General features: G+C 67.1%; 20 protein-coding genes and 1 pseudogene. 11 read left to right on the top strand and 10 right to left on the bottom strand.

Annotated features, from left to right (window positions below; translation table 11 throughout):
- Positions 1 to 14: 14 nt before the first annotated feature.
- Both G154_RS15080 and G154_RS15075 read right to left on the bottom strand, forming a co-directional pair.
- Positions 15 to 1046, bottom strand: coding sequence for a TIGR03857 family LLM class F420-dependent oxidoreductase (locus tag G154_RS15080; protein ID WP_045546391.1), 1032 nt, complete (start codon positions 1044 to 1046; stop codon positions 15 to 17).
- An 8-nt stretch (positions 1047 to 1054) separates the two neighbouring features.
- Entirely contained in the window at positions 1055 to 1489 is a 435-nt protein-coding gene (locus tag G154_RS15075; protein WP_110918290.1) for a nuclear transport factor 2 family protein, read from the bottom strand.
- Between the two features lie 49 nt (positions 1490 to 1538).
- Between G154_RS15075 and G154_RS15070 the strand changes: the two genes are divergently transcribed.
- The gene (locus G154_RS15070; protein WP_019510338.1) at positions 1539 to 2639 is read left to right on the top strand and encodes a phosphotransferase family protein; all 1101 of its coding nucleotides are present in this window, start codon (positions 1539 to 1541) and stop codon (positions 2637 to 2639) included.
- A gap of 9 nt (positions 2640 to 2648) precedes the next feature.
- On the opposite strand, the gene G154_RS15065 is transcribed toward G154_RS15070, so the two are convergent.
- The 3 genes from G154_RS15065 to G154_RS15055 form a co-directional block, all read right to left on the bottom strand.
- The gene (locus G154_RS15065) at positions 2649 to 3260 is read right to left on the bottom strand and encodes a TetR/AcrR family transcriptional regulator (RefSeq protein ID WP_019510337.1); all 612 of its coding nucleotides are present in this window, start codon (positions 3258 to 3260) and stop codon (positions 2649 to 2651) included.
- A gap of 84 nt (positions 3261 to 3344) precedes the next feature.
- Complete coding sequence (locus tag G154_RS15060; protein WP_019510336.1) at positions 3345 to 5129, bottom strand: MOSC and FAD-binding oxidoreductase domain-containing protein; 1785 nt, start codon at positions 5127 to 5129, stop codon at positions 3345 to 3347.
- 7 nt (positions 5130 to 5136) lie between these two features.
- Positions 5137 to 5796 carry a cysteine hydrolase family protein gene (locus tag G154_RS15055; protein WP_019510335.1) on the bottom strand — a complete coding sequence of 220 codons (660 nt, stop codon included), beginning with the start codon at positions 5794 to 5796 and terminating at the stop codon, positions 5137 to 5139.
- 264 nt (positions 5797 to 6060) lie between these two features.
- Here G154_RS15055 and G154_RS15050 point away from each other — a divergent pair, with 264 nt between their 5' ends.
- From G154_RS15050 to G154_RS15040, 3 genes and pseudogenes are all read left to right on the top strand, one after another.
- Positions 6061 to 7275, top strand: coding sequence for a PP2C family protein-serine/threonine phosphatase (locus G154_RS15050; protein WP_036479792.1), 1215 nt, complete (start codon positions 6061 to 6063; stop codon positions 7273 to 7275).
- Positions 7272 to 8877: pseudogene (locus tag G154_RS15045) on the top strand (CHASE3 domain-containing protein). Before G154_RS15050 ends, G154_RS15045 begins: the two are co-directional and overlap by 4 nt.
- Entirely contained in the window at positions 8874 to 9317 is a 444-nt protein-coding gene (locus G154_RS15040) for a response regulator (protein WP_019510332.1), read from the top strand. The pseudogene G154_RS15045 and the gene G154_RS15040 overlap by 4 nt, the downstream one beginning before the upstream one ends.
- Here G154_RS15040 and G154_RS15035 read toward each other — a convergent pair.
- Both G154_RS15035 and G154_RS15030 read right to left on the bottom strand, forming a co-directional pair.
- Positions 9303 to 9749 (bottom strand): ATP-binding protein, encoded by a 447-nt coding sequence (locus G154_RS15035; protein ID WP_019510331.1) that lies wholly within the window; start codon positions 9747 to 9749, stop codon positions 9303 to 9305. The two genes, G154_RS15040 and G154_RS15035, sit on opposite strands and share 15 nt — an antisense overlap.
- Positions 9750 to 9782: 33 nt before the next feature.
- Positions 9783 to 10163, bottom strand: a complete 381-nt coding sequence (locus G154_RS15030) for an STAS domain-containing protein (protein ID WP_023986245.1) — start codon at positions 10161 to 10163, stop codon at positions 9783 to 9785.
- Positions 10164 to 10360: 197 nt separating this feature from the next.
- On the opposite strand from G154_RS15030, the gene G154_RS15025 reads away from it, so the two are divergent.
- The 4 genes from G154_RS15025 to G154_RS15010 are packed head-to-tail and all read left to right on the top strand — an operon-like array spanning position 10361 to position 15247.
- Positions 10361 to 11875, top strand: a complete 1515-nt coding sequence (locus G154_RS15025) for an ABC transporter substrate-binding protein (protein WP_019510329.1) — start codon at positions 10361 to 10363, stop codon at positions 11873 to 11875.
- Positions 11872 to 12822 (top strand): ABC transporter permease, encoded by a 951-nt coding sequence (locus tag G154_RS15020; protein ID WP_019510328.1) that lies wholly within the window; start codon positions 11872 to 11874, stop codon positions 12820 to 12822. The genes G154_RS15025 and G154_RS15020 overlap by 4 nt, the downstream gene beginning before the upstream one ends.
- A complete protein-coding gene (locus tag G154_RS15015; RefSeq protein WP_019510327.1) occupies positions 12819 to 13691 on the top strand; it encodes an ABC transporter permease in 873 nt (290 codons plus the stop codon). The genes G154_RS15020 and G154_RS15015 overlap by 4 nt, the downstream gene beginning before the upstream one ends.
- On the top strand, positions 13688 to 15247 hold the full coding sequence (locus G154_RS15010; RefSeq protein WP_019510326.1) for an ABC transporter ATP-binding protein: 1560 nt from the start codon (positions 13688 to 13690) through the stop codon (positions 15245 to 15247). Before G154_RS15015 ends, G154_RS15010 begins: the two co-directional genes overlap by 4 nt.
- On the opposite strand, the gene G154_RS15005 is transcribed toward G154_RS15010, so the two are convergent.
- The 3 genes from G154_RS15005 to G154_RS14995 all read right to left on the bottom strand — a co-directional run bounded on the left by G154_RS15005 (position 15174) and on the right by G154_RS14995 (position 17543).
- Positions 15174 to 16412, bottom strand: a complete 1239-nt coding sequence (locus G154_RS15005; RefSeq protein ID WP_019510325.1) for an MFS transporter — start codon at positions 16410 to 16412, stop codon at positions 15174 to 15176. The genes G154_RS15010 and G154_RS15005 overlap by 74 nt on opposite strands.
- 73 nt (positions 16413 to 16485) lie before the next feature.
- Positions 16486 to 17079: a methylated-DNA--[protein]-cysteine S-methyltransferase gene (locus tag G154_RS15000; RefSeq protein WP_019510324.1), complete on the bottom strand. Its 594-nt coding sequence runs from the start codon at positions 17077 to 17079 to the stop codon at positions 16486 to 16488.
- Positions 17076 to 17543 (bottom strand): RNA polymerase sigma factor, encoded by a 468-nt coding sequence (locus G154_RS14995; protein ID WP_019510323.1) that lies wholly within the window; start codon positions 17541 to 17543, stop codon positions 17076 to 17078. Before G154_RS14995 ends, G154_RS15000 begins: the two co-directional genes overlap by 4 nt.
- Before the next feature lie 78 nt (positions 17544 to 17621).
- Between G154_RS14995 and G154_RS14990 the strand changes: the two genes are divergently transcribed.
- Genes G154_RS14990 through G154_RS14980 form a run of 3 tightly spaced genes read left to right on the top strand, consistent with a single transcriptional unit; the run spans position 17622 to position 21237 of the window.
- The gene (locus tag G154_RS14990; RefSeq protein ID WP_019510322.1) at positions 17622 to 18821 is read left to right on the top strand and encodes an acetyl-CoA acetyltransferase; all 1200 of its coding nucleotides are present in this window, start codon (positions 17622 to 17624) and stop codon (positions 18819 to 18821) included.
- Positions 18818 to 20320 carry a carotenoid oxygenase family protein gene (locus G154_RS14985; protein WP_019510321.1) on the top strand — a complete coding sequence of 501 codons (1503 nt, stop codon included), beginning with the start codon at positions 18818 to 18820 and terminating at the stop codon, positions 20318 to 20320. Before G154_RS14990 ends, G154_RS14985 begins: the two co-directional genes overlap by 4 nt.
- Before the next feature lie 44 nt (positions 20321 to 20364).
- Entirely contained in the window at positions 20365 to 21237 is an 873-nt protein-coding gene (locus tag G154_RS14980) for a helix-turn-helix domain-containing protein (protein WP_031601682.1), read from the top strand.
- Positions 21238 to 21263 lie beyond the last annotated feature (26 nt).

Below are 21263 nucleotides of genomic sequence, written 5' to 3'. Positions count from 1 at the left end.
ACTGCGAGAGGTGGTCAGTAGACCGTGAGGATCGGCTCCAGCTCCGAGGGTGTGGCGCCGTGCAGAATCACCCCGTCGGCGCCAAGAGCCAACTGCTCACGAATGGTGGTGACACACTCCTGCGGACTGCCGGTGGCCGCCGGCGCCGTCCACTCCGGGGGCAACAACGTCGCAATGTGCTCGAGCTTCTCGACGGGAGTGGTCGGGCTGTCGATGGCCTGCAATCCACCCACATAGAAACTCTGCACCACCTCGTCATCGCGAAAGCGCTGCAGCACAGCCGGATCCCAGCGATTGGTCCGCACCAGCAGATCACCATAGGCCTGCAGATAGGTCGCCAGCCGGCCGACGAGCTTGCGCAGCCGCATCTCCTCGGGAAGGTGATCCCCGATGGTCGCCAGACATGACCACACCTTCACATCGTCGGGGTTGCGGCCGGCCCGCTCGGCGGCGTACTTCACCGTCTGGACACACCGCGCCAGCGTCTCGTCGGTGAAGAAGGTGTGCAGGATGACCTGGTCCATTACTCGGCCTCCCAGCTCAAGGGAGTTCGGCGCGAAGGCGACCATGCCCATCGGGATATCGACGTCGTAGTCCTGGCCGAGCCGCAGCAAGGGAAAGCTGCCCATCGGACCGTCATGGCCGACGATGGTCTCACCGCGGAACAGTCGGCGCATCACCCCGACGAAATCCTCCATCTGAGCGGTGGTGATGCGCGGCATCCCGAACGCATCCTGCAGCGGCGGCACACCCCGGCCGATACCCAAGGTGAAGCGGCCCTCGCTCAGACGCGACATCGTGAGCGCATAGGCGGCGGTGACGATCGGGTGGCGAGTGTTGTGATTGGTTGCGCCGGTGGCGATGGCGATGCGTTCCGACACCGCGGCTGCGGCCCCCGACAGGGTGCATGCCTCCTTGGTGTTGAAGCGCTCGGAGATGAAGACGTGGCCGAGCCCGAGTTCCTCGGCGCGGCGGATCTCGTCGATCATCACCCGCGGTGATTCCGGTTGCCCGCCAAGGGTGTAGAAGCCCAACTCGGATTTCATGGTCGCGGTCACAGCGTTGCCTCCTCGGCCAGTTCGGGCCACCGGTCATGGTCATACGTGCAGGGATTCCATACTTCGACGATGCGTCCCCCGACCACCCGATAGACCTCGATCGAGGAGATGACGTCGTGTGTTCCGTCGTGATGGACGATGTCTGCTTGGTAGACAATCGAACACAGCTGCTCATCGGCGACGATATGCGGCAGCGTGAAATGCACGCTGCGCACGCCCGCCCACAGATCGCGCACCCGCTGCACTGCCTCGTCGTGGGTGAGCACGGTTCGGCCGCCTGGGGTGTTCCGGATGATCTGCTCACCGATGATCTGCTCGCCGACCGGGTAGTTCCGCTCATTCCACAGCTCGTAGTTGTAGCGCTCGATGACAGTTCTCGGATCGGCCATCGGGACACTCGGCGTCGGCGCAGCCGGCTGCGGTGTAACCATGCACACATTCTTACTTGCTTGCGCGCAAGTTAACAACTACTTTTCGAATATGACGTCGACAACACAGCTCTTCCCCCGCTCCGCGTCCGAGCTGACGGCGGACTGGCTCACCGAGATCCTCACGTCCTCGGGCGCCATCGCATCGGGGACACACGTCACCGAACTGCGCGCGCAACGCATCGCCGAGGGCGTCGGCTTCGCCTCGTTCCTGTATCGGGTGCACCTCGGTCTCGACGGTGCGGGCCCGGCCACCGTGATCGCCAAGTTCCCCACCGACTACCCCGATTACCAGCTGCTGGCCTCCTCGATCCGGCTCTACGAGCGAGAGGTGACGTTCTACAACGCGGTCGCCACGTCGGCTCCCGTGCGCACCCCACGCGCGCACGCGGCCGCGTTCGATGCCGCCACCGGCGAGTTCGTCATCGTGATGGAAGACGTGGACGCTCTCGAAAATGCCGACCAGGTGGCCGGATTGAGTTTCGACCGGGCCCGTGCAGTGCTCGCGGAAACGGCCCGCTTCCATGCCTGGGGCTGGGATACGACACCACCGGTCACCGCTCACCCGGCCTTCCTCGGTCTCGACGACGCGCGGATGGCCGGGCTCTTCAGCGCCGGCACCGCGGCGGGATGGCAGGTGTTCGCCAAGCACGGACGCGCTTGTGCGCCTGCCGATCTGGCGGCGGTGATCGACGACTACGCCGCATCGGCACCGAGTCTGTTGGCAGCACTGGGGACGCCCACCACACTCATCAACGGGGACTTGCGGGCCGACAACCTGTTCTTCGCCGAGGACGGCTCACACGTCACCGTGGACTTTCAGTTCACCGGTCGCGGGTGCGGTATGTGGGATGTCGCCTATCTGGTGGGCCAGGGTATGTCGCCGACCGAACGGGACGGCCGACAGACCGAGTTGGTGCGCCATTATCTGACCACCCTTGCCGGGCTCGGCATCGACTACCCGTTCGACAAGGCCTGGCGACAGTTCCAGATCGCCACGGTGCTACAGATCGCGTTGCCCCTGGCGGCCATGATGTCCTGGGACAACGTCAACGACCGTGGCCGCGAACTCCTTCAGGTCCTGATGGAGCGCAGTATCGCGATCATCGCCGACTGCGGTGCGATCCCCGCGGTCCACGCCACGCTCGGCTGACCTCACCGGTCACCGAAGCCCGTTCGTCAGCCTCACGATCAGTCGGTCGTGCAGCCGGCTCAAGGTTTCGTCGAAATTCGTCGTGTCGGGGTTCAGCAACCACGCGTAGGCATACCCGATGGCCGCCGCGGTCAGTTCCGACGCGATCTCGTCGGCGTCGCATTCCGGTGCCACCGAACCATCGGACTGTCCGTCGAGCACGGCCTGGCGAAGTCCGGCGCGGGTCCGTGCGAGCCAGCCCTCGATACGCGGCCGAAGGATGTCGTGGTCATGCAGGGCCTCGAAGTTCAGGGTCAGCGCGGCGCGCAACAACCGTGGGTCCTCCGCCGCGAATTCACGAAGCGCCACCACCGGCGCGAGCACCTTCTGCAGGCCGGAAGCACCCGGCTCGGGCGTGACCTCGACGCCCCGCTCGTACTCCTGCAGCACCGTCTCCAACAACGCCTCTTTGGACCCGAACCGCTCCCGCACCATGGCCCGGCTGTAACCGGCCCTGATACCGATCTCCTGGGCCGTCGCGTTGGTGTAGCCCTTCTCGGCGATGAGTTCGATTGCCGCTTCGGCAAGTCGGCGCGAAGACTCCTCGACGCGTTCCCGCTGCGAACGGCGCTCCGTGCTCATCGCGTCGCCGGGAAGGATCTGCAGAGATACATCCGCGAGATTCTAGCCACCTGCCACCAGCGGCAGCCCGAGCCCGCACCGGCACTACATGTCCAGCACCACATCCCCGGACGGATACGCGCAGCACGGCAGCAGATTGCCCGCAGCGGGCGGTTCCAGCGGCTCGGGATCGTAGCCGACCTCGCCGGCGAGCAGCCCCGTTTCGCAGGTGTGGCAGACCCCGGTGCGACACGACCACCTGGTCGGCACGTCACAGGCCTCGGCGAACTCGAGCAGGCTGCCGTAGTGCGCGCTCCACGCCACGGTCAACGAGCTGCGGGCGAAGGACACCGCAGGCCCCGAACCGGTTTCGGCAGGCGGGTGCACTCCGGCCGGCACCACCACCCCCGCAAGACCCGGATTGACCGCGGCCGCCGCACCGAAGGTCTCGGTATGCAGCCGGCCGGTGCCGATACCGAGGTTCTCCAGCCCGGTCACCAGATCGTTCATGAATCCGGTTGGGCCGCAACCGTATATGTCACCTTCCAACGGAACACCGAGTCCCCGCAGGGTGTCCACCGATATCCGCCCGGCAAGGTCGTAATCGAGCCCCAGACGATCCGCCGGACCGGGCCGGCTGTAGAAGGTGCGGCTGTGCGCGTGAGGCAGCCGCCCGATCAATGCCCGGATCTCCTCGGCGAAGGCATGTTCGGCACCGTCGCGCGACCCGTGAATCCACCAGACTTCGCGTGTGGAACGGTGATCTGCGAGCAGGTGCAGCATCGACAGCAGCGGCGTCACCCCGATACCGGCCGACAGCAGCACCACCGGATCCGCACCGTCGTCGAGGGTGAACGCACCGCGCGGCGCGGCCACGTCCACCGCATCGCCCACGCCGACCCGGGTGTGCAGATACTCCCCGGCCGCGCCACCGGCAAGGCGTTTGACGGCCACCCGGAACTCCGGTGAGCCCGGCAGATTGGACAGCGAGTAGCTGCGGATGACCGCCGGCCCGTCTTCCGGGGTGAGGCGCACGGTGACGTACTGCCCGGGTCGCCACCCCGGCAGTGGGCCACCATCGCGATCGACCAACGTCAGCACGACGATATCGGCGCCCGCACGTTCCAGCGTGCGCACCGCGAGCCGACGGAACCCGGCCCAGGCCGGTGGCGCGCCCGCGGCGGCGGTCAGGCCCGGATTTCCCGACGATCCGGGCTGCTGCTGACCGTCCTGCTCGGCGAGCGCGCGCAGTGACTGTTGCCAACCCGGGCTCAGCGCAGGGATCTTCAACGCCCGCGCGAGGAGCTCGGGGGAATGGCCGGGAAGGTAGAGCAGCGCATCGATCTCGGCCACCGACACCTGCTCGGGACCGGTGGCGATCTTGGTGATCACCTCCCCGGGTCGCACCTCGCCCTCTTCGATGACCCGGCAGTAGAAGCCCGGGCGATGATCGGCCACCAGCAGCGCGGCCATGCGTGGCTCACCGAGTCGCAACCCCACGCGATAGCAGGTGACCCGTGGCTGGGTGACCTCCAGCACCACCGCTCCGACGCGGAACCTGTCCCCGATGCACACCTCGTCGTCGCCGAGGCCCGAGACCGTGAAGTTCTCGCCGAAATGCCCGGGCCGCAGGTCATCTCGACCCAGGACCGCCGACCAGTGCTCATACGACCCGAGTTGGTAGACCAGGACCGCACGTTGCTCGCCACCGTGCCCACCCAGGTCCCCCTGCCCGTCACCGTCGATGTTGAGCCTGCGCACCATCACCGGCCCGGACACCGGTGTCTTGTACACCGCCGTTCGCACGACCCGCCCCTGCCACGGCACATCCTGGGGCATACCGATATTGATCGACACCAACCTCGGGTCCCCCGCGGCGTCCGCCATCATGGGCCGCTCAGTCCTGCCTGGCTGCCATCGCGGACACGATCTCGGCGGTGTCCGGGACCGCATGCGCGAGATAGGCGAAATTCACCAGCGCGGCCTGATATCCGTCACCGCGCACCGGATGGCGGGGACCGGCGGTCGCATCGCGGACGACGGCCACCTCGAAACCCTGCTCCAGCAGATCCCGCAGGTGTGATTCGACGCAGATGTTGGCGAGCATGCCGCACAGGATCACCCGTTGCACGCGCCGCTTGCGCAACTGCAGAACCAGATCGTTGGTCTGCGGGCCCCACACCTTGTGCGGGCTGACCACGGTGGTCGCCTCGTCCTCGATGAACGGTGCCAGTTCGGCCAGCCAGTCCGCGCCCGAGCCGGTCAAGCCATCCAGGTTCAGCACACCGGTGCGGGCAAAGGTGCCCGTGCTCAACTCGTCGTTCTCCAGCGGTCCGTTGAAGGCCCAGCGGTGATCGTGCGGATAGAAGTAGTGCGGTGAGACGAATACTCCGAAACCGGTGTCCCTGGCGGTGCCGAGAATCTGTGCAAGGTGTTCCACCACGCCGTTCTCCGTGACGCTCGCACCCAGCACGGCCCAGTTCTTTCCGGTCGGGCTCAGGACATCGTTCTGCGGGTCGATGACGACCACGGCGGTGTCGTCGGGGCGATAGAGCACCGGTAACTCCTGGGATGTGGATCTGGACGGATCGACCGGTCGAACGCTACGCCCAATTGCGCGGCTGCTCGGACAATTCACACCTCTGCCGGCCCTCGACCTCGCGCCGCGCCCGATGCGCGGGTGTTCGGCCAATCCGCGACGAACAAGATCAGCCAGGCGCTGCTGCGTGGTGACTTATGGGTAGGGTCGTCATTGTTGTCAGTTATTAGGAGATCCGGTGCGACCGGGGCCAGCGCCCCAGGTGGGGGATGTTGATCTTTCATGCCCGCACCACAGCGTCCGCTGGCTTCACCCGGGCTCAATGTTGCCTCACCCATAGGGCGAGCGCCGTTGTCCCTGCTCCTGGTCGAGGATGATCGCGGCGACGCGTTGCTCGTCGAGGAACTCATCGAGGAGGCCGGCGCAGGTTTCCAGTTCAATTGGTCGCAGTCGGTCGCCGAAGCCGAACGCGCCGTCGCCGACCGTCGACCCGACTGCATTCTTCTCGACCTGAACCTGCCCGACTCCAACGGCATGGATGCCGTGCACCGGATCGGCAGACTGGACTCGTCCATCCCCATCATCGTGCTCACCGGGCACTCCGATGAGCACTTCGGCGTGAACGCGATGACCTCGGGCGCACAGGATTACCTGGTCAAAGACCGCGTCGACCCGGAAATGCTGCGCCGCGCGGTGCTCTACGCCATCGAGCGCAAGCGGGCCGAGATCGCGACCGTCGACCTGCATGCCAGCCAGATGCGTGCCATGGAGAACGCCCGGCTGGAGCGTGGGCTGCTGCCTTCACCGGTCCTGCTCGACTCCCCCGGGGTCAACATCGTCACCCGATCACGCCCCAGCCGCCAGGACGCCCTGGTGGGCGGTGATTTCTTCGACGTCGTACAGACCCCGAACAGAACCGTGCACATCATGATCGGCGATGTCGCCGGTCACGGCCCCGACGAGGCCGCCCTCGGGGTGGCGCTGCGCATCGGCTGGCGGGCCCTCACATTCGCCGGATTGCGCGGAAACGAAAGAATGCGCGAATTGGACCGCATCCTGGTCAGCGAGCGCCCTCACAAGGGCATCTTCGCCACGTTGTCGAGCGTCGCGCTCGAACCGGACACCGGGGCATTCACCATCCTGCGCGCCGGTCACCCCGGGATGCTGCTGCAGGGCGGGGGCACCGTGGACTGGATCGAGCCCGTCGCAGGTAAGGCACTCGGGCTGGGCGCCACCGAATGGCCGGTCAACGAGTACCAGCTGGCCGAGCATCACGGGCTGCTGCTGCTCACCGACGGACTCTTCGAAGGGCATTCCGGCCCCGGCGAGGAGCGGCTCGGCGAACACGGGCTGCTCGCCATCGCCCGCTCGCTGGCCACGCTGCCCGATGCCCAGTTCGTCGAGGCACTCATCGAACATGCCGAGGCGCGCGCGCAGCAACACGGCGGCCTCACCGACGACATCGCCGTCATCCGAGTGGAGCGGTCGCGGACATGAAACTGACGGTGCAGGGTTGGCAGAACCTGGTGCTCGCGGTCATCGGCACCGCGGTGCTGGCGTGCGCGGTGGCCACGACGATCCTGGTGAGCCAGGCCGACAAGGTGTCCAACCGGCTGCGCGACGGTGTCCAACCGGCTGCGCGACGGTGTCCAGCCGGCCCGCGTCGCGGCCTACCAGCTGCAGGCCGCACTGCGTGACCAGGAGACCGCCGTCCGGGGCTACCTGATCACCGCCGATCGCCGCTTCCTTGACCCGTACAACGACGGCCGCGCCGCCGAGGCCACCGCCGTCGAGGAGATCCGCGACACCATCGCCGAGTATCCGGACCTGCTCGACGACCTCGACAACATCGAGGCCGCGGCCCAGAACTGGCGCGTCGAGTACGCCGATCCCCTGTTGGCCAGCGCCGCGCCGACCCGGGCCACCGAGGAAGCCGGGATCGAAGAGGGCAAGGCCCTCTTCGATCGACTGCGCGCGCTGTTCACCATCCAGAACGACCATCTGAGCGAGGCCAGGAACGCCGGACTGGCCCACCTCGAACAGATCCGGCAGTGGCGCGACGCCACCCTGGTGGCCATGATCCTGGCGTTCGTCACCACCGCGGTGCTGCTGGCGGTGGTCATGCGCGCGGCGGTGAACCGACCGTTGTCGCAACTGGCCGCGTCGTGCCGGCGGATCACCGAGGGCAATTTCGGTGAACGCATCATCCCGAGCGGGCCCAGGGATATCCGCGCGATGGCCACCGATGTCGAGAACATGCGCCAGCGCATCGTCGACGAGCTGGAGATCTCCCGTGCCGCGCGCAGCGCGCTTGACGAACAGGCCGGCGAGTTGCGGCGCTCCAATGCCGAACTGGAGCAGTTTGCCTACGTCGCGTCCCACGACCTTCAGGAACCGCTGCGCAAGGTGGCCTCGTTCTGCCAGCTGCTGGAGAAGCGCTACGGCGACAAACTCGACGAACGTGGAACGGAATACATCGCTTTCGCCGTCGACGGTGCGAAACGGATGCAGATCCTGATCAACGATCTGCTGACCTTCTCCCGGGTCGGTCGGCTCAACGCCACCATCACCGAGGTCGCGCTGGACGCCACCGTCGACGCCGCGATGCACAATCTCAGCAGCACCATCGAGGAGTCCGGCGCCGAGATCGTCCGCCCGAACGAACCGCTGCCCACGATCGACGGCGACCCCACGCTCCTGACCATGGTGTGGCAGAACCTCATCGGCAACGCCGTGAAATTCCATCGCGACGGGGTCACGCCCAGGGTGCTGATCGAGTGCCACGACGGTACCGGCGAGAACGCCGAGAGTTGGGTTTTCACCTTGTCGGACAACGGTATCGGGATCAGCGCCGAGTTCGTCGAGAAGGTATTCGTCATCTTCCAGCGACTGCACGGCCGCGACGCGTATGCGGGCACCGGCATCGGTTTGGCGTTGTGCAAGAAGATCATCGAGCATCACGGCGGCACCATTCACATCGACACCGCCTACACCGACGGCACCCGATTCGTCTTCACCCTGCCCAAGACTCCGGTCACCGAACCCGATCTGGCGCCCGGTAGGGCGCCGGATGCCCAGCTGGAAGGAACCAACCGATGAAGCTACCCGAGGGCCGCGCGATCGACATCCTGCTTGTGGAGGACGACCCGGGTGATGAGCTGATCACACGGGAAGCGTTCGAGCACAACAAGATCAAGAACAATCTTCATGTCGCCCACGACGGCCAGGAGGGGTTGGACTTCCTCTACCGGCGCGGCGAGTACGCCGATGCGCCCCGACCGGATCTGATCCTGCTCGACCTCAACCTGCCCAAGTACGACGGTCGGCAACTACTGGAGCAGATCAAGAACGACGAGAACCTCTGCCACATCCCGATCGTGGTGCTCACGACATCCTCTGCCGAGGAGGACATCCTGCGCAGCTACAAGCTGCACGCCAACGCCTATGTCACCAAACCGGTCGACTTGGACCAATTCATGAGCGCCGTGCGGCAGATCGACGAATTCTTCGTCCAGGTGGTGCGGCTACCGCAGTCGTGACCTGTGACTGGGCGTGATGTGATCCCACTCCAACCGGACGCTGGTGCCGGTCGGCGTGGTGTCGATATCGGCGCGGTCAGTGAGCGCGTGGATCAGCGGTAGCCCGCGCCCGCGCGCCGAATCGACCATGCTCTCGTCCTTGGTCCGCCACACACCTTCGTCGGTGATCGTGACCTGCAAACTGCCGTCACCGGGATGGAATGCGGCGTGCATGTGCATCAGACCGGGCTCCGGCGCGCCGACATAGGCGAATTCGGCGGCATTGGCCAACGCTTCATAGACAGCGAGCAGCACATCGCTCGACTTCTCCGGATCCAGCTGAAAATGATCCCGCAGCCACGCCGCGAACTCCTCCCGCACCTGGGCGGCGAGTTGTGGATCGGCGAGGACGCCGACCTTGGCGAAGCTAGCGGAGGCGCCTTGCTCTGTCATGTCGGACTGCTGGCTACCCGTTCGCCGATTTTTCTAACTCTGCAACGCTGCCAACGCTTCATCCAGCGTGGCGTAGAGGTCGACGATATCGGCGATGCCCACCAATCTCAGCGGTCGGCTGGTCGCAGGCCCGTCGGCCACCACGCTCAGTTTCACCCGAGGCGAGAGGTCACCATGGGCGGCGACCAGGACTCCCATCCCGGCCGACGCCAGAAACTCCACGGCGGTGAAATCGACGACGACCGCCGACGGCGAACTCTGCGCCGCCGCCGCGATGGCCGCTTCCAGCTTCGGAGCCGTCAACATGTCGACCGTTCCGCTCACAGCAACCACGCTGATATCGCCGACACGACGTTCCTCGACCTCGCCGACAGCCGCTGCACGGCTGGGAGTGGGGTCTTGCTGGCTACTCATCGATACCTCCGAACATCTTTACCCACCCGAAGGTGGCAACGGCCAGAGTCTATCCGCACAACACGGGCACACGACGAACCCGGTATCCGCGGTCAGCTGCTGGTACCGGCCAGCGCGCGCAGCCGCCGCGGCCGTCGTCGTCGTTCACACAGGTCAGCGCCGGTGTAGTCCGGCGCAGGTTGGGGTACAGATTCCTCATGCGGACCCCGGCTGCCCTCCTCGCGGCCGTGCTGCTCGTGGCCTGCACGGCCTGTTCGCCGGGCCGCGGAGTGGACCTGGGGCAGGGCTCGGGAAACCTGATCGCCGCCATCGCCGGCGAGCCCGACCAGCTCGATCCTCACAAGACCAGCGCCTACTTCTCGTTCGAGGTGCTGGAGAACGTATTCGACACGCTGGTCGAACCCGATGCCGACCTCAACATGGCACCGGCGTTGGCCGAGTCGTGGGACACCGCGCCCGACCAGCTCAGCTGGACGTTTCACCTGCGTCCCGGAGTCACCTTCCACGACGGCAGCCCGCTGACCGCCGATGATGTCGTGTACTCCTACCGGCGCATCATCGATGAGAAGCTATCCACCGTCGACAAGTTCAGTGCCGTCACCGCCGTCTACGCGATCGACCCCGGTACCGTCCGGATCAGCCTCTCCCGACCCACCCCGAACCTGCTGACCAACCTCGGCGGATTCAAGGGAATGGCGATCGTCTCGCGCCGCAACGTCGAGGACGGCTCGATCGCGACCCACCCGATAGGCACCGGCCCGTTTGCCTTCGCCGGGCGCCAGAGCGGTGACTCGATAACCCTGACGGCCAATCCGGACTTCTGGGGCGGGGCCCCGAAACTGCCCGGTGTCACCTTCCGGTTCATCAGCGAGACCTCGACGGCGCTGGCGGCGCTGCAGGCCGGCGAGGTCGACTGGACCGACGCGGTGCCCCCGCAACGGGTGCCTCAGCTGGAAGGTGACGATTCCCTGCGACTGGCCCGCACCCCCAGTAATGACTACTGGTACTTCGCCCTCAACGCCGCCCGACCGCCGTGGAACGATGTCCGGGTTCGCCAAGCCGTCGCCTACGCCGTGGACCGGCCCTCGATAGTGCAGGCCACCAGTTACGGCACCGCCGAGGCGAACCAGCTGGCGATCCCGCAGGGCAACCCGTGGTTCACCCCCTATGACCGGTACAGCCGCGATATCGACCGGGCCAAGGCATTGCTTGCCGAGGCCGGGGCCGCCCCGCAGCGCATGGACATGTTGGTCACCAGCGAGTATCCGCAGACAGTCACCGCGGCACAGGTGGTCGCCGACAATCTCGAACCGCTCGGCATCACGGTCGACATCCGTACCGTGGACTTCGCGACCTGGCTCGACGAGCAGAACAACGGCAACTTCGACATGCTGATGATGGGTTGGCTGGGCAATATCGACCCCGACGACTTCTACTACGCCCAGCACCACACCGACGGCGCCAACAACGCCCAGAAGTTCTCCGATCCGCGCGTCGACGCCGCACTGGATGCCGGTCGCTCCGAGGTTGATCCGCAGGCACGCAAACGCGATTACGCCACCGCGGCCACCCTGATCGCCGATGGGGTGAGCTACATCTTCCTGTACAACCCCGCCGTACTGCAGGCGTGGACACCGAACCTGCACGGGTATGAGGCGCGCCGGGACAAGGCAATCCGGTTCCGGGACGCGGCACTGGGCGGTGAGCCGTGACGGTCGTGAAATTCCTGGGCCGCCGGCTGGCCTACTCGGCCGTGGTCCTGGTCGGGGTGGTGATCGTGGTATTCACCCTGGTGCACCTGGTTCCCGGCGACCCGGTCCGCATCGCGCTGGGCACCCGCTATACCCCGCAGGCCTACGACGCGCTGCGCGCGGCAAGCGGATTGGACCAGCCCCTGCTCACGCAGTTCTTCCAGTATCTGGGCCGCGCGGCGACCGGCGACCTCGGCGTCAGCTTTCGCAACGGCGCCCCGGTGACCGAGGTCCTGCTGGAACGCCTGCCGGCCACCGTCTCACTGGCACTGGTCGGCATCGTGCTGGCGCTGCTGATCGCTCTGCCCGCGGGCACCTGGGCGGCCCTGCACGAGGGCCGGACGAGTGACGCCCTGGTGCGGGTCACCAGCCAATTCGGCGTGTCCGTACCGGACTTCTGGCTGGGCATCCTGCTGATATCACTGTTCTCCACGACGCTGGGCTGGTTACCGACGTCGGGATACCGGCCGCTGTTGGAGGACCCCGCCGGCTGGTTACGCCACATCATCCTGCCCGGCCTGACGGTGGGAGTGGTGGCGGCGGCGATCATGACCCGCTACATCCGTTCGGCGGTCCTGGAAGTCGCGGCCATGGGCTATGTGCGCACCGCCCGCTCGAAGGGGCTTCCGCCGCGCACGGTGACGTTGCGGCACACCGTGCGCAATGCGCTGGTGCCGATCCTGACCATCACCGGAATTCAGTTGGGCACCATCCTCGGTGGCGTCATCGTCGTCGAAGTGGTGTTCGCCTGGCCCGGTATCGGCAGGCTGGTCTACACCTCGGTGGCCGCCCGCGACTACCCGGTGATCCAGGGCGCTGTCTTGTTGATCGCCGTGTCGTTCCTGGCGATCAATCTGCTGGTGGACCTGTTGTACGCCATCGTCGACCCGAGGATCCGGCTGTCATGAACCGAGTGAACGCCTGGCGGCTGTTGGCCGGTAATCCGGTGACGCTGCTCAGCGCCGCGGTATTGGCGGCGGTCGTGGTGATCAGCGTTGCCGCCCAATGGATCGCGCCGTTCGGCGTCAACGATATCGACGTGCCGCAGGCCCTAAAGCCGCCGAACGGCGCACATTGGTTCGGCACCGACGAGCTGGGTCGCGATGTGCTGTCACGGGTGCTGGTGGCCGTCCAGGCCTCGATGAAGGTCGCGGTGGTCAGCGTCGCGTTCGCTGCCGTCATCGGGGTGGCGGTCGGGGTGATCGCCGGATACCTCGCCGGACGCGAGGGCGGCTGGTTGGACACCGTGCTGATGCGCATCGTCGACGTGATGTTCGCCTTCCCGGTGCTGCTGCTGGCATTGGCCATCGTCGCGGTGCTCGGCCCCGGGATCGGCACCACCATGCTGGCCATCGGGGTCGTCTACACCCCGATCTTCGCGCGGGTGGCGCGCGCCAGCACGCTGTCGGTGCGGGTGGAACCCTATGTGTCCGTGTCGTACACGATGGGCACCGGCGCGCGTTACATCGTGACCCGGCACATCCTGCCGAACATCAGCGGACCGCTGATCGTGCAGACCTCACTGTCGCTGGCGTTCGCGATCCTGGCCGAGGCCGCGCTGTCCTTCCTCGGGTTGGGTATCCAGCCCCCGCAACCCTCACTGGGTCTGATGATCTTCGACGCACAGGGTTTCGTGACGTTGGCCTGGTGGATGGCGGTGTTCCCCGGTCTGGCGATCTTCCTGATCGTGCTGGCGTTCAACCTTCTCGGCGATGGGCTGCGCGATGTGCTGGACCCCAAGCAGCGCACCATGATCGAAGCCCGGCGGGCCAGATGAGCATTCTGACGATCAGTGACCTCTCGGTGCGGATCGGGCGCCGTGACATCGTGCGCGGCGTGTCCTTGACCGTCGATCCCGAACAGACCGTCGGCATCGTCGGCGAGTCCGGATCGGGCAAGTCGATGACGGTGCTGGCGGCCACCGGCCTGCTGGACGCACCGGGCGCGGTGGTACACGGATCGTGTGTTCTTGCCGGAGAACAGGAACTCGTCGGAGCATCGGCCCGGACGCTGCGCGCGGTGCACGGCGGTCGGATCGGTTTCGTCTTCCAGGATCCGGGCACGTCGCTCAATCCGTTGCTGACCGTCGAACGCCAGATCACCGAATCGCTGGAGACACACCGCAGGATGACCCGCCGGGCCGCCCGGCAGCGCGCGCTGGAACTACTCGACGCCGTGGGACTTCCGGACCCGGACAGACGTCTTGAGTCCTATCCGCACCAGCTCTCCGGCGGTCAGCGGCAGCGGGTGATGGTGGCGATCGCGCTGTCCTGCGATCCGGGGCTGCTGATCGCCGACGAACCGACCACCGCCCTCGACGTCACCACCCAGGCCCAGATCATCGACCTGGTCGCCGAACTGCAACGCGACTTCGGCACCGCGGTCATCTGGATCAGCCACGATCTGGGCGTCATCGGGGAGGTGGCCGATACCGTGACCGTGCTGCGCGACGGGAGCATCGTCGAGCAGGGCACGATCGACCAGATCTTCGACGCCCCCGGCCAGGAGTACACCCGCGAACTACTGGCGGCACGCCCGCTGCTCGACGGCACCGGCCCGCCCGCGGCCCCTGCCGACACCGAGGTGCTCCTCGATGTGCGCGGCCTCGACGTGCGCTACGGCGGCGTGCGCGCGGTGGACGATGTGTCGTTCCAGATCCGGCGGGGCACGACGCTGGGACTGGTCGGCGAATCGGGGTCGGGTAAGTCCACGGTGGCGGCCGCGCTGACCGGATTGGTGAAACCCGATGGTGGCAGCGCGATGCTCGACGGCGCCGATGTGCTGGACCGCAAGGCCGACCGACGACGCATCGGCATGGTGTTCCAGGATCCGTTCGCCTCGCTGAATCCCCGGATGGCGGTGGGTGTGTCGATCGCGGAGCCGCTGGTGGTGCATCGACTGGTCGGCGGTCGCGCGCAGCGCCGGGCCCGGGTCGCCGCACTGCTGGAGATGGTGGGGCTGGACCCGGATTTCGCCGGGCGCTATCCGCACGAGCTGTCCGGCGGGCAGCGCCAGCGCATCAGTATCGCCCGCGCACTGGCGGCGGAGCCGGACCTGCTGATCCTCGACGAGGCGACCGCCGCGCTGGATGTGTCGGTACAGGCGACGGTGCTCGAGCTGTTGGCCCGTCTGCAATTCGAGCTGGGGCTGACCTATTTGTTCATCGGGCACGATCTCGCGGTGATCGAGCGGATGAGCCACGACGTGCTGGTGCTGCAGTCCGGTCGGACCGTCGAATATCGCAGTGCGGAGCAGCTTTTCAGCGCACCCGAGCAGGACTACACCCGAGCTCTGTTGGCGGCAGTTCCCCCGGCGCGGCCGAGCCGTTCCTGATCTCGCGCGGCTCGCGGAAATGGCCGAGCTCGGAGGCCAGCAGGGCGATCAGGATGGAGCCCGCCGCAGCAGCGAGCAGGACCGCGAATCCGTAGGGCAACGCCGCCGCACCGATGAGCGGGGCGATGGAGATACCGATGTACATCGCCGTCGAGTACCAGGCCAGGGCCACGCCGGCATATCGGGCGTCGATGACGGCGAGCCGGTATTGGATGGCCACCGAAGCCGCGGTCCCGGCCAGACCAGAGCAGGCGAAGACCGCCGCGGTGGCGACCACCGAGTGATGTGCCGGTATCAGCGTGAGGAAGGCCGCGCACTGGACGGTGAGCACCCCCTGCAGGGTGCGGCGGCTGCCGATACGGTCGGTGAGCCTGCCGCCCAGGACGTTGCCCGCGATACCGGCCATGCCGTACACCAGCAGCAGCACGGCGGTCTTCGAACTGTCACCGCCCGTCGCGTCGTGGGTGATGACCGCACTGAAGATGTAGACCATGTTGAACGCCAACATCATCAACAGCGATGCGGCGGTTGCGAAGACGATGTGCCGGTTGCGCATCACGGCCACCCGGTCGCGCAGGCGCACCCCGTCGCCGAGGGGCACGTCACGCACCACGAGCAGCAGCACCGGGGCCAGCACGGCGGCCAGGCCGGCCAGCAGGGCCAGCGGCAGCCGCCATCCGCCGATATCGGCCAGTGCCGTCCCGATCGGTGATCCGATCGCCATGGCGAGGGTGAATCCCATGCCGACGAAGGCGATCGCACGACCACGCACCGCCGCAGCCACCAGTACGGGTGCGGCGGCGATAGCCGTCGGCACCAGGGCGGCACCACCGAAAGCGGCAACCACCCGGCCGGCGGTGAACACCGCGAAGGTATCGGCCGCGGCGGCCAGGAAGGTGCCGATGGCGATCAGGACCAGTCCGGCCGCCATCACGCGCTGTTGGGGCATGCGGCCGCAGGCGACGGAAACGACGGGCGAGGCGACCGCGACGACGGCGGCGTAGACGGAGATGGCGTACCCGACGGTGCCCGGCCCCACGCCGAGTCCTTCACCGATCTTGGGCAGCAGGCCCGCGATGACGAAGGCGTTGGTGCCGACGATGAACAGGGCCAGCGCGAGCAGCGTCAATCGCACGGTGTTCACCCTGCCCAGACGCGCCGCCACGGTACCTCAGCGTACCGGGCTTTGGGCTACACCGTTTACCGCCGACACTTCATGCCGGGCACAGCACTCACCCTCAGGCCGCCTCCAGCGCCAGCAGGGTCGCCTTGACCGCCGCACCGCCGGCGTACTGGCCGATGGAACCGTCGGTGCGGACCACCCGGTGACACGGGATGACCAGGGGCAGCGGGTTGTGCCCGCAGGCGCTGCCCACCGCCCGCACCGCCTTCGGATTCCCGACGGCGGCGGCGACGTCGGCATAACTCTCCCGTAGGCCGTAGCCGATACGCCGCAGGTGTTCGACCACCTGCCGCCGGAACCCGGCCGTGAGTCGCAGGTCCAGCGGCAGATCGAAGGTGGTCCGGTCGCCGGCCAGATACTGCTCGATCTGCGCGGCCGCATCGTCGAGGCGGGCCGGGGCACGCAGCACCCGCGGGCTGACCTTGGCGGCGAGCCTGCTCAGCTCGGCTTCCTCGGGATCGTGGGCGAGGAACGCGACCCGCACCAACCCGGCCGGTGTCGCGGCGAGCAGCAGGGGTCCGACGGCGGTATCGACGGTGCGGTAGGCGACGTCGAGCGTGCCTGCGTGCTCGGCATCGCGGGCCAACCGGTCGCGCAACCGGCTCAGCGCGCTGTCATCGGCGATCAGCCGATCGAAGATCTCGGTCATGAGGACTCCCTCGGATAGGTGGTGCGCAGGGTCTTGATGCCGTCGGCCGCGGCACGCCGGGCGGCCTCGGCCGAACCGCCCAACAGTTCGGCGATCTCGCCGTAGGGCAGGCCGGCCAGGTAGCGGTAGGCCAGGGTGTGGCGTTGTTTGTCGGGAAGTGCCGCCAGCGCGGCCCACAGGTCGGGGTCGAAACCGTCGATGCGAGCCGTCTCCGGGATCTCGGCTACCGGCGCGGGGGCCCGGGTCCGCGAACGGCCGATATCGATGGCCCGCCGGTGGGCGATCGTCACCAGCCAGGCCTGCACATTGGCGTCGGGATCGAGATCCGGATAGCCGCGCATCGCCGACAGGAACGTCTCAGACCAGGCGTCCTCGGCGTCGATGGGACCGAGGACCGCCCGGCACACCCGCAGCACCATCGGGCCGTACTCGGTCACGATGCTCTCGAAGGGTCGCACGCTCACATTGTGTAGACGTCGGCGGCGGGCGAAACGTGAGATCACCCTCGAGTCACTCTCTTAGTTGTAGTAGCGTCGGTCGACATGACCGCCAACGTCTGGATCCTCGGGGGTTACCAGAGCGACTTCGCCCGCAATGTGCAGCGCGAAGGCGGCGATCTGAGCACGCTGACCGCCGAGGTGGTCCGCGAAACCCTCGCCGCGGCACACACCCGTGCGGCCGATATCGGTGTGATCCATATGGCCAACGCCTTCGGCGAGTTGTTCGCCCATCAGGGCCACCTAGGCGCGATGCCCGCCAGCGTCGAGCCCGATCTCTGGGGTACCCCCGCCACCCGGCACGAGGCGGCCTGCGCATCGGGCAGCGCGGCGGTGCTGGCCGCCATCGCCGATCTCCGATCGGGCGCCTACCCCAGCGCCCTGGTGCTCGGGGTGGAGCTGGAGAAGACGGTCCCCGGTGATATCGCCGCCCGCCACCTCGGCGCCGCCGCCTGGACCGGACACGAGGGCAGTGACGCGACCTTCATGTGGCCGTCGATGTTCTCGCGGGTGGCCGACGAATACGACCGCCGCTACGGCATCGACGACGTCCACCTCGATGCCATCTCCACCCTGAACTACGCCAACGCCCGGTCCAACCCGAACGCCCAGACCCGTTCCTGGCGCGTCGACCCGGAGTCCAACCCCGTCGTCGAGGGACGGATCCGGCGGCTGGACTGCAGCCAGATGACCGACGGTGGCGCGGGCCTGGTGCTGGCATCCGACGAGTACCTGCGTGCCCATCCCGACGTGCACCCGATCGCGGTGATCGCGGGATGGGGGCACCGCACCGTCGGCCTGGGGTTGGCACAGAAGCTGGACCGCTCCGACGACTACGTCTTTCCGCATGTGCGCCTGGCCGTCCAGGACGCCTTCGCCCGCGCCGGGGTCGGTCTCGACATGCTCGACGGGTTCGAGGTACACGACTGCTTCACTCCCAGTGAGTATCTCGCGATCGACCATATCGGCCTGACCGGGCCCGGCGAATCGTGGAAGGCCATCGAGAACGGCGAGATCGCGATCGGCGGCCGGTTGCCCATCAACCCCGGTGGCGGACTGATCGGCGGTGGCCATCCGGTCGGGGCGACCGGCATCCGGATGATCCTCGACGCCGCCCGCCAGGTCTCCGGCACCGCCGGGGAATATCAGGTCGACGGCGCCCGGAGCTTCGGCACCCTGAATTTCGGTGGTAGCACCGCCACCACCATCAGCTTCGTGATCGGCTCTGCCGAGGAGGTTTCGTGAACACGGATGTGGTCGCCAAGTATCTGTCGACATTGCCCGAGGGTGACGATCATCCCTACCGCACCGGGCCCTGGCGGCCGCAGACCTGCGAATGGGACGCCGACGACCTGATCGCGGTGGAGGGCGAGATTCCCACCGATCTGGACGGGGTGTACCTGCGCAATACCGAGAACCCGCTACACCCGGCGTTCAAGGCCTATCACCCCTTCGACGGTGACGGGATGCTGCACATCGTCGGCTTCGGCGACGGTAAGGCGTTCTACCGCAACAGGTTCGTCAAGACCGACGGATTCCTGGCCGAGTACGAAGCCGGTGGGCCACTGTGGCCCGGGATCGCCGAACCCGTCGAGCTGGCCCAGCGCGATCATGGCTGGGGTGCGCGCACCCTGATGAAGGATGCGTCGAGCACCGATGTCACCGTGCACCGCGGGGTGGCGATGACGAGCTTCTACCAGTGCGGCGACCTGTACCGAATCGACCCGCGCACCGGCGACACCCTCGGCAAGCAGGCCTGGGCACCCGCCGGGCTCGGGGTGTCGGCACATCCCAAGGTCGACGATGCCACCGGCGAACTGCTGTTCTTCAACTACGGCAAGGATGCGCCGTACATGCACTACGGGGTGGTCGACGAGACCGACACCCTGGTGCACTACGTCGACGTGGAACTGCCGGGACCACGCCTGCCGCACGATATGGCGTTCACCGAGAACTACGTGATACTGAACGACTTTCCGCTGTTCTGGGACGCCGAGTTCCTCAAGCACAATGCCCATCTCCCCCGGCTGCACCGCGACCTGCCATCGCGGTTCGCGGTGATCCCGCGCCGCGGATCGGAGGTGAAATGGTTCGAGGCCGACACCACCTATGTCCTGCACTTCACCAACGCCTACGAGGACGGCGACGAGATCGTGCTGGACGGCTTCTTCCAGGGTGATCCCGAGCCGGTCTCGGGTATCGACAACGGGATGAATCCGAAGTGGCAGCGCATCTTCCGCGGACTGTCCCTCGACGGGATGCAGACCCGCCTGCATCGCTGGCGGTTCAACCTCGTCACCGGCGCCACCCGCGAGGAGCAGCTGTCCGACAGTCTGACCGAGTTCGGGATGATCAACTCCGGTTACGCCGGTCGCCCGTATCGCTACGCCTACGCCGCCACCGGTAAGCCGGGCTGGTTCCTCTTCGACGGGCTGGTGCGCCACGACCTGCAGACCGGCGCCGAGGAGCACTTCTCGTTCGGCGAGGGTGTGTACGGCAGCGAGACGGCCATGGCACCGCGGGTGGGAAGCCGCGGTGAGGACGACGGCTATCTGGTCACCATCACCACCGATATGACCGCCGACGCGTCGTACTGCCTGGTGTTCGATGCCGCCCGGGTTTCCGACGGACCGGTGTGCAAGCTGCAACTTCCCGAACGGGTCTCCAGCGGAACACATTCCACCTGGGCGCCCGGGTCCGAACTGCGCCGGTTCCGGCCAGAAGGATCTGCGACGGCCCGGTGACCCCGACCCGACTGGCCGCCGGCGATGTCAATGCCGTCGGCCGCATGCTCGGCGTGCTCGCCGACGAGTGGACGCTGTTGATCGTGCAGCAGTCGCTGCTTGGGGCCACCCGGTACGCCGAATTCGCCGCGCGCCTGCCCATCTCACATTCGGTGCTGAGCCGGCGCCTGGCGGCGATGGCCACCGATGATCTGCTCAAACGTGTTCGGTATAAGGACAACCCGCCTCGCTTCGAGTACGCCGCCACCGAACGCGCGCAGAGCCTGTGGCCGGTGCTGACCAGCATCTGGCACTGGGAACGAACCTGGGTGCCCGACCATCCCGAGCCGTTGCCCGCGATTCGGCACACGGTGTGCGGTGCGGCCTGCTCGCCGGCGCTGACGTGCCGCACCTGCCGGCAGCGCGTCACGACCGGCGACCTCACCGCGCACTGGGGACCCAGCGGATCATGGGCACGCTCGATACCCGAGGTCGCCACCCGGCGCCGGTCCCACCGCGACCGCGCCGACGGAGCCTCGGACCTGTTCCCGCACACGATGAGCATCCTCGGCAACCGGTGGGCGTTCGCCATCATGGTGGCCGCCTTCGTCGGGACCACCCGATTCTCCGAGTTCGCCGGGCAACTCGGCGCTCCCCCGGGTTCGCTGGCCGATCGGCTGCAGATCCTGGTGAGCAATGGCGTGCTCGACGGTGACTACCGGCTGACACCGAAGGGGGACGCCGTCCTGCCGATCATCGTCACCGCGCTCGACTGGGCGCAGCGGTGGTTCGTCGCCGTCGAGGGCCCGGCGGTGAATGTGACCCACATCGGCTGCGGCGCAGCCTTTGTCGCAATGTTGACATGTGACCGATGCAACGTCACTCTGCGCGGAAATGACATCGAAAGAGGGTTGGCACTCGACGCACTCGAGTGCTAAATTCGGTGGTGCACAGTGATTGGCTG

This window comes from Mycobacterium sp. VKM Ac-1816D (genome assembly GCF_000416385.1).
GTDB classification, from domain to species: Bacteria; Actinomycetota; Actinomycetes; order Mycobacteriales; family Mycobacteriaceae; genus Mycobacterium; species Mycobacterium neoaurum_A.
The sequence above is the reverse complement of the archived record's forward strand: the minus strand, read 5'-3'. Positions and strand labels throughout refer to the sequence as shown.

Excerpts from the sequence above, each read along its gene's own strand:
- G154_RS15080 (WP_045546391.1), bottom strand. The coding sequence starts at position 1,046 with ATGAAATCCGAGTTGGGCTTCTACACCCTTGGCGGGCAACCGGAATCA.
- G154_RS15075 (WP_110918290.1), bottom strand. The coding sequence starts at position 1,489 with ATGGTTACACCGCAGCCGGCTGCGCCGACGCCGAGTGTCCCGATGGCC.
- G154_RS15070 (WP_019510338.1), top strand. The coding sequence starts at position 1,539 with ATGACGTCGACAACACAGCTCTTCCCCCGCTCCGCGTCCGAGCTGACG.
- G154_RS15065 (WP_019510337.1), bottom strand. The coding sequence starts at position 3,260 with ATGAGCACGGAGCGCCGTTCGCAGCGGGAACGCGTCGAGGAGTCTTCG.
- G154_RS15060 (WP_019510336.1), bottom strand. The coding sequence starts at position 5,129 with ATGATGGCGGACGCCGCGGGGGACCCGAGGTTGGTGTCGATCAATATC.
- G154_RS15050 (WP_036479792.1), top strand. The coding sequence starts at position 6,061 with ATGCCCGCACCACAGCGTCCGCTGGCTTCACCCGGGCTCAATGTTGCC.
- G154_RS15040 (WP_019510332.1), top strand. The coding sequence starts at position 8,874 with ATGAAGCTACCCGAGGGCCGCGCGATCGACATCCTGCTTGTGGAGGAC.
- G154_RS15035 (WP_019510331.1), bottom strand. The coding sequence starts at position 9,749 with ATGACAGAGCAAGGCGCCTCCGCTAGCTTCGCCAAGGTCGGCGTCCTC.
- G154_RS15030 (WP_023986245.1), bottom strand. The coding sequence starts at position 10,163 with ATGAGTAGCCAGCAAGACCCCACTCCCAGCCGTGCAGCGGCTGTCGGC.
- G154_RS15025 (WP_019510329.1), top strand. The coding sequence starts at position 10,361 with ATGCGGACCCCGGCTGCCCTCCTCGCGGCCGTGCTGCTCGTGGCCTGC.
- G154_RS15015 (WP_019510327.1), top strand. The coding sequence starts at position 12,819 with ATGAACCGAGTGAACGCCTGGCGGCTGTTGGCCGGTAATCCGGTGACG.
- G154_RS15010 (WP_019510326.1), top strand. The coding sequence starts at position 13,688 with ATGAGCATTCTGACGATCAGTGACCTCTCGGTGCGGATCGGGCGCCGT.
- G154_RS15000 (WP_019510324.1), bottom strand. The coding sequence starts at position 17,079 with ATGACCGAGATCTTCGATCGGCTGATCGCCGATGACAGCGCGCTGAGC.
- G154_RS14990 (WP_019510322.1), top strand. The coding sequence starts at position 17,622 with ATGACCGCCAACGTCTGGATCCTCGGGGGTTACCAGAGCGACTTCGCC.
- G154_RS14980 (WP_031601682.1), top strand. The coding sequence starts at position 20,365 with ATGCTCGGCGTGCTCGCCGACGAGTGGACGCTGTTGATCGTGCAGCAG.